General features: G+C 55.9%; 7 protein-coding genes and 1 riboswitch. Of the genes, 4 read left to right on the top strand and 3 right to left on the bottom strand.

Translation table 11 applies throughout. The features are described 5' to 3' along the window. Window positions 1–224: 224 nt before the first annotated feature. The 3 genes from M8006_RS03070 to cmoA all read right to left on the bottom strand — a co-directional run bounded on the left by M8006_RS03070 (window position 225) and on the right by cmoA (window position 2,853). On the bottom strand, window positions 225–788 hold the full coding sequence (locus tag M8006_RS03070; protein WP_250079930.1) for an NUDIX hydrolase: 564 nt from the start codon (window positions 786–788) through the stop codon (window positions 225–227). A 62-nt stretch (window positions 789–850) separates the two neighbouring features. Next, window positions 851–954: riboswitch (TPP riboswitch) on the bottom strand. A 128-nt stretch (window positions 955–1,082) separates the two neighbouring features. Further along, window positions 1,083–2,069, bottom strand: coding sequence for a tRNA 5-methoxyuridine(34)/uridine 5-oxyacetic acid(34) synthase CmoB (cmoB, locus tag M8006_RS03065; RefSeq protein ID WP_250079956.1), 987 nt, complete (start codon window positions 2,067–2,069; stop codon window positions 1,083–1,085). A 40-nt stretch (window positions 2,070–2,109) separates the two neighbouring features. Further along, window positions 2,110–2,853: a carboxy-S-adenosyl-L-methionine synthase CmoA gene (cmoA, locus tag M8006_RS03060; RefSeq protein ID WP_250079928.1), complete on the bottom strand. Its 744-nt coding sequence runs from the start codon at window positions 2,851–2,853 to the stop codon at window positions 2,110–2,112. A 104-nt stretch (window positions 2,854–2,957) separates the two neighbouring features. Here cmoA and pgi point away from each other — a divergent pair, with 104 nt between their 5' ends. From pgi to parC, 4 genes are all read left to right on the top strand, one after another. Next, window positions 2,958–4,667 (top strand): glucose-6-phosphate isomerase, encoded by a 1,710-nt coding sequence (gene pgi, locus M8006_RS03055; protein WP_250079925.1) that lies wholly within the window; start codon window positions 2,958–2,960, stop codon window positions 4,665–4,667. A 111-nt stretch (window positions 4,668–4,778) separates the two neighbouring features. Then, a complete protein-coding gene (parE, locus tag M8006_RS03050) occupies window positions 4,779–6,674 on the top strand; it encodes a DNA topoisomerase IV subunit B (protein ID WP_250079924.1) in 1,896 nt (631 codons plus the stop codon). 124 nt (window positions 6,675–6,798) lie between these two features. Further along, window positions 6,799–8,760, top strand: a complete 1,962-nt coding sequence (locus M8006_RS03045; RefSeq protein ID WP_250079922.1) for a methyl-accepting chemotaxis protein — start codon at window positions 6,799–6,801, stop codon at window positions 8,758–8,760. An 83-nt stretch (window positions 8,761–8,843) separates the two neighbouring features. Beyond that, on the top strand, window positions 8,844–11,099 hold the full coding sequence (parC, locus tag M8006_RS03040; RefSeq protein ID WP_250079919.1) for a DNA topoisomerase IV subunit A: 2,256 nt from the start codon (window positions 8,844–8,846) through the stop codon (window positions 11,097–11,099). Window positions 11,100–11,101: the final 2 nt, after the last annotated feature.

Below are 11,101 nucleotides of genomic sequence, written 5' to 3'. Positions count from 1 at the left end.
TGAGGCTGGACATCTGCTGCAAGACCGTATTGACTATTTCCATGAAAGCCTGTGCTCGGGTGGTGATGTTGTCAGAGACCCCATTATCTGAGCATCAGGCTTTCTTTAAAACTGTCCGAACCATTGTCTATAGAGACTGGTGAAATTCGTATAATGTTTTTGCATCATTATATCCATCTCTTCCGGTGGACAAAGAGGCGTCTTTGCTGATACGCGGGGGTAGTTTATAAAGCTGAGTTGGAGGCGTGAGTCGCATATGATTTTTCGTTCACCATTGAACTGTGCAAATTAAAGGCTTTCATGACAGTATCTGCTACGTGATCTGCCAAGACTTCATTGAAATTGAGCTCTCCGTTTACAACTTTCGCCCAGCGGCAGTCTGCAGCATCATCACCGGGATGTAGCTCGCCATCAACGTAGCGACAAAGCAGGGCAACCAAGGCGAAGTGGTGGTGCTTTCCCTCGGGGTCATATCCGATTACTTCTACTACATCAATCAACGGTCCTACCAATGCTGTGATACCGGTTTCCTCCATTAATTCGCGCTTTGCTGCACAATGTAGGCTTTCTCCCGGTTCCACTGATCCCCCTGGGAAGCCCCAAGTGCCCCGTTGAGGCTCTTTACTGCGTTGGACTAGGAGAACTTCACTATCACGCAGAGTTACGGCGATTGCTGCCAAACGTGGCTTGGCAGGTACGGAGTTCATGCGGTTTTTATCAGACATGTTAAAAGGAGGGGCGCTACTGAGTGTAGATACGCTAGCGGGCGTTGAGTTACCTTGCGACACGATGAACTCCTGTATTGAGGTTCGAATAATACAGGCGCAGGTGTCAAAACAGATCCATATATGGTTTATGCCCGTTCCGTTCCTACGCCGGTATAAGCCGGATCAGGTTCAAAGGGTTTGGATAACTCCATCTCAGCCTGGAGAGCAGGCACCCCTCGGAAAATTTACCATTACTATAGATTTAAGTATAAGTCAATGCTTGCAGCTTCTGCGGAAGCTAGGGCGTTTTTGACGCCTTCTTCGCACAATCGGCTAACGGCTAACGGCTAACGGCTAACGGCTAACGGCTAACGGCTAACGGCTAACGGCTGAATGGCCCGGCTTATTCGCCAGAATCACCGCTCTGCGCGGCGCAGGGTAGCCTTCAAGCGTGCGGGTCGGGTCTGCTGGGTCGAGAAAATCGGTAAGCGACTGGTAGGTCATCCACTCGGTAGAGCGCTGCTCGTCGAGCGTGGTGATGGTCTCATCGATAACGCGGACGTTGGTGAAGCCGCAGCGTTCTAGCCAATGGCAAAGGGCGATGGAAGAAGGCAGGAAGTAGACGTTGGGCATCGCCGCGTAGCGCTCACCGGGGAGCAATACTGCCTGTTCGTCGCCTTCCACTACGAGCGTTTCCAACACCAGCTCGCCGCCGGGTGCAAGTGCCGACTTTAGCTGCTGTAAGTGCTCTAGCGGCGCTGGGCGATGGTAGAGCACGCCCATGGAGAACACGGTATCGAAAAAGCCCAAGTTCTCCGGCACATCCTCGATGCCGACCGGCAGAAAGTGCGTGCGATGGCCATCGGCGTTGCCGACGAAATGGCGGACGGCGTGAAATTGCCAGTAAAAACGCGGTGAAGGATCAATAACCAACACAAAATCGGCACCAGCGCCAGCCATACGCCAGGCGTGATAGCCGCTACCGCCGCCGACATCCAGCACCTTGCGATATTCAAGCGGGGCCAGGTGGGGGGCGACGCGCTGCCACTTCCAGTCCGAGCGCCACTCGGTATCGATGAAAATCTCGCCAAGTTGAAAAGGGCCCTTGCGCCACGGCGCGAGCTTTTTCAGCAGGTTCTCGCACTGGCGGTGCTGGCTATCGCTCAGCTCAAGGTCGACCTGGACGGTATCGCGATCCAGCTGCACAGTGCGCTCGACCGGAAGTTCGGGCAGCTTGGCCACGGCTTTTTCCCACATGGGTAAGTCACCGTGACGTTTGCGATCAAGCCCATTGGCGAGTTGCTCGGGCAGTTTGGCAAGCCAGCCGGTTAGCGCCTGATCCAGAAAAGCCTGATAGAGCATGCGATGGTCGTCGGGCAAAGGGGTGCTTGAGTGTGCCACCTTAACTCTCCTTGAAGGCGATCATGGACGCAAAGTTCAGGTACTGAAACCAGGTGAGCGAGCGCGCAAAACCGGCTTTTTTGAGCCGCGCGTGATGCGCTTCGAGCGTATCGGGCACGAGCACGTTCTCAAGCGCGGTGCGTTTCTGACTGATTTCTAAATCGCTGTAGCCGTTAGCGCGCTTGAAATCGTGGTAGCGCTCGACGCGCCAGGCATTGTCGCGTTCGTCAAGGTCAACGGTCTTCTCCGAGAGCACCAGCACGCCACCGGGCTCTAGAGCGTAATAGAGCGTGGCGAGTAGCGCGTTGCGATCTTCCGGGGGCAAAAACTGCAGCGTGAAATTGAGAATGATCATGCCCGACGGTGCGTAATCAAGCCCCCGGATATCGGCTTCTTCCACCTGCATGACGTGTTCAGGGCACTCTTCACGAAAGGTCTGCCGCGTACGCTCGACCATGGCCGGGGAAAGATCCACCCCGGTGTAGCGGAATGCCTCAGGCGGCAAAGCGCCCGCGAGCGCAAGTCCCGAGGCGCCCAGCGAGCAGCCAAGATCATACACGTGCGCGCCGTGGCGCAAATGGCGCTGCGCGATTAGGCTCAGCATGCCCAGAATTTGCCCGTAACCGGGTACCGAACGGCGGATCATATCGGGAAAACAGGCCACTACCTGTTCATCAAAGGAAAAGCGCGCGACGCGATCAAGGGGTGTGGAAAAGATAGCGTCGCGGTAAGATGCATCACTCATGGGGCAAGCCGGGTTCATCGCAAAAAAAGAGAGCCATAGTTTACCCGCCCTGCGGGAAGCAGAACAGGCCCGGCCGCACAGCACGACGCCACAGGAGAGGGAACATGGCATCCGTACCACCGCACGCATCATCCAATTCCAGCGCTAAGACCCCCGATACACTACCGGCCTGGCAAGCGCTAAGGCGCCATGCCGAGACACAAAAAAAAGTGCACCTAAAAACGCTATTTGCACGTGACCCTAAGCGTTTTAACACCTTTACGCGTGATGTCGCGGGGCTGACGTTGGATCTTTCCAAACAGCGGTGGGAGGCAGAGACGCTCCAACAGTTACTCGCGTTAGCAGAAGAAGCGGCAGTGCCAGAGGCGATCGCCGCGTTACTCAGTGGTCAGCGCGTCAATACCAGCGAAGACCGCCCGGCGTTGCATACGGCACTACGATTACCCAAATCGGCAACGCTTGAGGTAGACGGTGAGGACGTGGTGGGGGCTGTTCATGAAAGCCTTCAACAAATGGAGGCGTTGGTGAGTCGCCTTCACGCCGGGCAATGGCGGGGAGCAACCGGCAAGCCGATTAAAGATGTGGTGAACCTGGGCGTGGGTGGCTCGGATCTGGGGCCATTGATGGTTACACACGCGCTGGCGGATTTTCGTCCCGCCGATGTGTATCCGGTGGAAGTACATTTCGCCTCGACCATGGACGGCTCGCAGTTGGCTGACTATTTAAGTCGCTTAAACCCTGAAACCACGCTTTTTGTGCTGTCGTCGAAATCGTTCACCACGATCGATACGCTTTCTAACGCTAACACGGCGAGGGACTGGCTATTAGCGCAGCTGACGCGCCACGGCGCGACCCCGATTAGCGCCGAGCTCGTGGTGCGCCAGCATTTTATCGGCGTCTCCGCCTGTCCGGAAAAGATGAGTGAATGGGGCATTGCCAGCGCGCATCAACTGCGTTTTTGGGAATGGGTTGGCGGGCGTTACTCGCTCTGGGGCACCATTGGCTTACCAATTGCGCTGGTGGTCGGGATGGCGAATTTCCGCGAACTGCTTGCTGGCGCCCATACCATGGATCGCCATTTTCAAGAGGCGTCGCTTGTCGATAATGTGCCGGTGCTACTGGCTTTGGCGGGCATCTGGAATGTTAACTTTCTTGATATACGTGCTCATTCCATTCTGCCGTATGACGGGCGACTGGAGTACTTCGCCGCCTACCTTGAACAGCTGGAAATGGAGTCTAACGGTAAGTCTGTGACGCGCCAGGGCCAAGCAATTGATTACGCCACCTGCCCGGTATTGTGGGGACAGCTCGGCCCTAACGCGCAACACGCGTTTTATCAATTGTTGCACCAAGGTACGCAACCGGTGGAGTGCGATTTCATCGCCCCGTTGAAGCGTTACGATGACGTGGTAGACCCCGAAACCCGCCGCCATTTGAAAGCGCAGCATAAGCTCGCGCTGGCCAACTGTTTTGCCCAGTCGCGGGTGCTGATGTTGGGGGACGACGCGATAGACGACGATGGCCCACGCCCGTCGCACAAACGCTATCGTGGCAATCAGCCGTCTTCCACGGTGCTGCTTGACCAGCTTACGCCCGCTACGCTTGGCGCGCTGATTGCGCTTTACGAGCACAAAGTCTTTGTGCAAGCGGTAATTTGGGACATCAATCCGTTCGACCAATGGGGCGTGGAGCTGGGTAAGAAAATCGCAACCGATACGCAAAAAATTCTTGACCACGAAAGTAGCCTTGATTCCATGGATGTCTCCACGCGCGGCTTGATCGAGGCGTTTTGGGCAGCGGAGCGGGAAAGTTAATTGCCTTGGTTGATAGCCCAAGTTGATAAGGTGGCTGGATATACAGCTGTTGGCTTTTCCGCTATCCTATTCGCCTTTTGCTCGCTTTGACCCTTCAGGAAACGACGCGACATGACCCAGTTTGATGCCTCTCAGTATGGCGCCAGTTCCATTGAAGTCTTGTCGGGGCTTGAACCGGTGCGTAAACGACCCGGCATGTATACCGACACCTCGCGGCCTAACCACCTCGCCCAAGAGGTAATCGATAATAGCGTCGATGAGGCGCTAGCTGGCCACGCCAATGCCATTTCCGTGGTGCTGTTAAGCGACGGTGCGATTGAAGTGGAGGATAACGGCCGAGGGATGCCGATTGACCTTCACCCAGAGCACGGCGTGTCGGGCGTGGAGTTGATCTTTACCAAGCTTCACTCGGGGGGGAAGTTCTCCTCCACCAGTTACCGTTTCTCGGGTGGCCTACACGGGGTCGGGGTGTCGGTCGTTAATGCACTATCACGCCGGCTAGACGTCGAAGTCACCCGCGACGGTGCGCGTCATGGCATGGCGTTTGAGTTTGGTGAAAAAGTCGAAGAGTTGCACCCGATTGGCAAGGCCGCTAAGCGAGCAACCGGAACAAAAGTGCGCTTCTGGCCCGATGAAAGCTATTTTGATAACCCTAAACTCTCGATTAGCCGCTTAAAACACCTGCTACGCGCCAAAGCGGTGCTGTGCCCCGGGCTTGCCGTCACGCTGGTAGAGACCGACGGCACCAAGACCGAATGGGCTTACGCTGATGGCTTACGCGATTACCTGACTGAATCGACCGATGGTTACGAGGTGCTGCCTAGCGAGCCGTTTGTTGGCCACTTTAGCGACGATGAACACGGCGTTGACTGGGCCATTCAGTGGCTCCCCGAAGGCGGTGAAGCGCTGATGGAAAGCTACGTTAACCTGATTCCCACGCCGCAAGGCGGAACCCACGTCAACGGCTTTCGCGCCGGGCTTTTAGATGCGCTGCGCGAGTTTTGCGAATACAGAAGCCTTTTGCCCCGTGGTATCAAACTCACCGCTGATGATCTCTGGGAGCGGGTATCGTTTGTGCTTTCGGTGAAAATGCTCGACCCGCAATTTGCTGGGCAAACCAAAGAACGCCTTTCTTCGCGCACCATTGCCGGCTTTGTTTCCGGCGTGGTAAAAGACGCATTCTCTTTGTGGCTCAATCATCATATCGACCAGGCCGAAGCGCTGGCTGAGCTGGTGATTAGCTCGGCCCAGCAGCGCCAGAAAAAAGCCAAAAAAGTCGCCCGCAAGAAAGTAACCTCGGGGCCTGCGCTACCCGGTAAGCTCGCTGACTGCTCGGGTCAAGACCCAGCGCTGAGCGAGCTATTCCTCGTGGAAGGGGACTCGGCAGGCGGCAGCGCCAAACAGGCGCGTAACCGCGAAACCCAAGCGATTTTGCCTCTGCGCGGTAAGATTCTAAACACCTGGGAGGTCGACTCCCACGATATCTATAGCTCCCAAGAAGTTCACGATATCGCCGTGGCGATTGGCGCCGACCCCGGCATTGCGGATTTGGAAAAATTACGCTACCACAAGCTTTGTATTCTCGCCGATGCCGACTCCGACGGTCTGCATATTGCCACGCTCTTGTGTGCGCTGTTCGTTAAGCATTTCCCAAGTCTGGTCGACGCGGGCCACGTGTATGTCGCCATGCCGCCGCTTTATCGCATCGACCTGGGTAAGGACGTGCACTATGCCCTGGACGAGAGCGAGAAAGCGGCGATTCTTAAGCAGCTGGCCAAAAAACGCGGCACTCCGAACGTTCAACGTTTCAAAGGTTTGGGTGAAATGAGCCCGCTGCAGCTGCGTGAAACCACCATGGCGGTGGAAACCCGCCGACTGGTGCAGTTAACGCGTGATGAAGGCGATGGCACCCAAGAAATGATGGACATGTTGCTGGCTAAAAAACGCGCCGGTGATCGTAAAAAGTGGCTGGAAGATTACGGCAATCTCGCGGATATCGAGGTGTAAGCCTAGAGGCCACATTCTCATTGAAAAAACGTTTACTGTGTGTAGTTAACTTTTAACGCTACCTAGTTACTATCATTGAGACGGTGCGATGCGTTTAAAACGTTTTCTATTTGGAGAAACGATTTTGTTTAAGACAATATCTCGACAGCTAACGCTGTCTGCGGTGGTGCTAACGCTCTTAATGGGCATGGGTATTTACGGGGTAATGGCCTGGAGAGGCCAGCCACTTGTTATTGATGCAAGCCAGGCTTTTATAGAGCGCACGGGGGACTCGATTGTGAATGCGCTCAATGGCCAATTAGCCAGAGTCGAGGGCAATACGTCGAGTTTGGCAGCCTTGGCTGAGTCGTTGCCGCGCGAAGAAGCCATTTACCACGAGGCTTTGCCCAATGTGGTTGATGATAATGGCAATGCAACGATTGCGGGTGGCGGTATTTGGCCTGAACCCGGTGCATTTTCACCCAATGTCGAGCGCTTTAGCTTCTTCTGGGCACGCAATGCCGAGGGCGAGCTGGATTTCTTGGATGATTATAACGCAAGCAATATCGCGCCTTATCATGATGAGGCATGGTATAGCAGTGCTCGCGATGCGACGCCTGGGCAGTGCGTATGGTCTGCTGCCTACCGTGATCCGACGACCGGCGTTGCGATGGTGACCTGTAGCGTGCCTTACTACATTGATAATGCCTTTGCAGGCGTGGCCACGATTGATATGCAGTTGGATGGCGTTGCCTCGTTTCTCGCTGAAAACGGCGGCAGCACGGGTGGCTATGCCTTCGTGCTTGATAAAGACAACAACGTGATCGACTTGCCAGGCGTGGAGCAAGCGTCGGATGAGATGCAGGGCCTAGGTGATGCCGCACGTGATATGCCCTGGCTGCAGCCTGTTGTAGAGGCCGTTGAAGCTGGTCGAGAACAGGCTAGCGTAGAAACGGCAGGCATATTAGACAAACCTGCGGCAGTACGGTTGTTCGACATGCAGGACACCGGCTGGACGCTTGGTTTGGTAACGCCGAGCGAACAAGTCACGGCCTTGGCGCGTACCTTAACGCGTGATTTGCTGGTCTTCATCCTGCCGCTGCTGGTGCTGTTGCTCGCGCTTGGCTGGTGGGGCGGACGTATGTTGTTGCGCCAGATTCGTAGTACTACCACGCAAATTGACCAACTGGGCCAGGGGGGGTCCAGCCGTGAACTGACCATTTACCGTGACGATGAAATCGGTGAGCTACGCCGGGCTGTCAACCGCTATGCAGATAAGTTACAGCGCCTGTTTGGCGACGTGCGTGGTGTGGCGGAAGCGATCGCCAGCGAATCAACCGAAATTGCGGCGGGCAATACCGAGCTTTCTAGCCGTACCGAGCAGCAAGCGGCCTCTTTGCAGGAAACCTCTTCGACGATGGAAGAGATGGCGACGACGGTGAAGCAGAATGCTGATAACGCTCAAGAGGCAGAGCAGCGGGTGAAAGAGTCAGCGGAAAAAGTGAGGCAAGGCGGAACGCAGGTATCGCAACTCGCTCAATCCATGGAAGCGATCAACGAAAGTTCTGTTGAGGTCTCATCGATTGTCGATGTGATTGAAAATATCGCTTTTCAAACCAATATTCTGGCGCTCAATGCCTCGGTAGAAGCGGCGCGTGCAGGTGAGCATGGGCGGGGTTTTGCCGTAGTGGCAAGCGAAGTGCGTGAGTTGGCGTCACGAAGCGCCACTTCTGCTAGAAACATTAATGGGCTGATTAAAACCACCTCTGAGCAGATTAAGACAGGCAGTGGCTATGCCCAAGAGGCTGAATCCGCTATGAAAGATATTGTGGTGGCGATAGAAGAAGTGACCGCGCGTATTAGCGAAATCAGCCAAGCGTCTAGCGAGCAGACCAACGGTATTGACGAGATTAACCAGGCGGTAACGCAGATGGATTCGGTGACGCAACAAAATGCCGGCTTGGTCAGTGAAGCGGCGAGTGCCACCAAGGAACTGTCGTTGCAAGCTCAGCGCCTAAAAAGCTTGATTGATGAGTTTCATGGTAGTGGGCAGGAAGTATCCAACGCGCCGCCTAAAATTTCCAATGACTCTCATGACGAGTTTTAATTAATATCGCGTGCCATGTGACGTGGTAGCGTGTCTGCTTATTAGCCGCCCCAAATGGGGCGGTTTTGTTGTTAAGGTAGGATATGATCGACATGGATATTCAAGTCGCGGAGGGCGATGTCGAACGCCTCTCCCTGCGTGACTACACCGAAAAAGCGTACCTCGACTACTCGATGTATGTGATTTTAGACCGCGCTTTGCCCAACATTGGCGATGGCATGAAACCCGTGCAGCGACGCATTGTTTACGCTATGCGTGAGCTCGCGCTGAACGCCAATGCCAAGTACAAAAAGTCGGCGCGCACCGTCGGCGACGTGCTGGGTAAGTTCCATCCTCACGGCGATAGCGCCTGCTATGAAGCCATGGTGCTTATGGCGCAGCCGTTTAGTTATCGCTACCCGTTAGTGGACGGACAAGGCAACTGGGGCAGCCCCGATGACCCTAAATCGTTTGCGGCCATGCGCTACACCGAGGCGAAACTCTCGAAGTTTGCCGAGGTACTGTTAAGCGAGCTGGGCCAAGGTACCGTCGACTGGACGCCCAACTTTGACGGCACCATGCAAGAGCCCGTCGTGCTGCCTGCACGCCTGCCGCATGTGTTACTCAACGGCGGCAGCGGTATTGCCGTGGGTATGGCCACCGATATTCCGCCCCACAACGTGGTGGAAGTGGTTGAGGCAACCTGCCATCTTCTCAGAAACCCCCATGCCACCACGGCTGATTTGATGGCATTTGTGCCCGCGCCGGATTTCCCTACAGCGGCGGAAATTATCACGCCGCGTGCCGATCTGAGAAAGCTTTATGAGGCCGGGCGCGGTTCAGTTAAACTGCGCGCCCGCTACGTACGCGAAGACGCCAGTATCGTGATTACCGCGCTGCCGTATCAGGTCAGCGGCGCCAAAGTGCTGGAGCAGGTCGCCGCCCAAATGCAGGCTAAGAAGCTGCCCATGGTAGCCGATCTTCGCGATGAGTCGACCCACGAAGAGCCTACGCGCCTCGTGATTGAGCCGCGTTCTAGCCGTGTGGATGTGGAATCGCTGATGGCGCACCTGTTCGCCACTACGGATTTAGAGAAAAGTGCGCGCGTGAACATGAACGTGATCGGCCTGGACGGCCGTCCGCGTGTTATGCCGCTGCCCGACATGCTTAGCGAGTGGTTACGTTTTCGCCGCGCGACGGTGCGCCGCCGTCTAGAACATAGGCTAGGCAACGTTGAAGACCGCCTGCATATCCTGGAAGGCCTGCTGATCGCCTACCTTGATCTTGACGAAGTGATCCGCATTATTCGCGAAGAGGACGAGCCCAAGCCAGCGTTGATCCAGGCCTTTGGGCTGTCTGATCGTCAAGCTGAGGCGATTTTAGAGCTGCGCCTGCGCCACCTTGCCAAGCTCGAAGAAATGAAAATTCGCGGTGAGCAGGACGAGCTGGAGAAAGAGCGCAAGCAGCTGCAAAGTCTATTAAGCAGTGAAGCGAAGCTCACCACCTTGATCGAGAAAGAGCTTCGCGCGGCAGGTAAAGCGCACGGCGATGAGCGGCGCTCCCCGCTGGTCGAACGCCGAGAGTCCAAAGCGCTTTCCGAAGTAGAGCTTCTGGGCGCTGACCCGATTACCGTGGTGTTATCGGAAAAAGGTTGGGTACGCGCCGCTAAAGGCCACGATATCGACCCCGAAGGGCTTTCCTATAAAGCCGGAGATTGCTTCCACCTCGCGACTCGGGGTAAAACCAACCAGCCGTTGGTGCTTTTAGACGACACCGGGCGCGCTTATACACTGAGCGCGCACAATCTACCCAGCGCCAGGGGGCAGGGCGAGCCAGTCACCGGGCGCGTCAATGTGGCCGCCGGTGCGAAAATGGCGGGGGTGATGCTAGCTCCGCCTGAGAGCCGTTTTGTGCTTGCCTCAGACGGCGGCTACGGCTTTGTCGCCACACTCGGCGAGCTGACGGGTAAGAATAAAGCCGGTAAAGCCGTGCTCTCGGTGCCCAAAGGGTGCAGCGTAATGGCGCCGGTGGCCGTGCCCGATGGCGATGATCGTTGGGTGGCCACGGTGTCCAACGAGGGGCGCCTGCTGCTTTTTGCCCTTGATCAACTGCCCGAAATGGCTAAGGGTAAAGGGAACAAAATGCTCGATATACCCGGCCCACGAGCGGCCCAGCGAGAAGAATTTGTCCGCGATATTACCGTGTTAAGCGGCGACAGCGCGCTGGTGATTTACTCGGGCAAGCGCAAACTCACCCTCAAAGCGAGCGATCTTGCGTACTATCGCAGCGAGCGCGGGCGGCGTGGTAGCAAACTGCCCCGCGGCTTCCAAAAAGTTGACCGATTAGAGGCGGGAGAGTAATC

Origin of the sequence: Halomonas llamarensis, from assembly GCF_023555005.1 — a bacterium.
GTDB lineage: Bacteria > Pseudomonadota > Gammaproteobacteria > Pseudomonadales > Halomonadaceae > Vreelandella > Vreelandella llamarensis.
The sequence above is the reverse complement of the archived record's forward strand: the minus strand, read 5'-3'. Positions and strand labels throughout refer to the sequence as shown.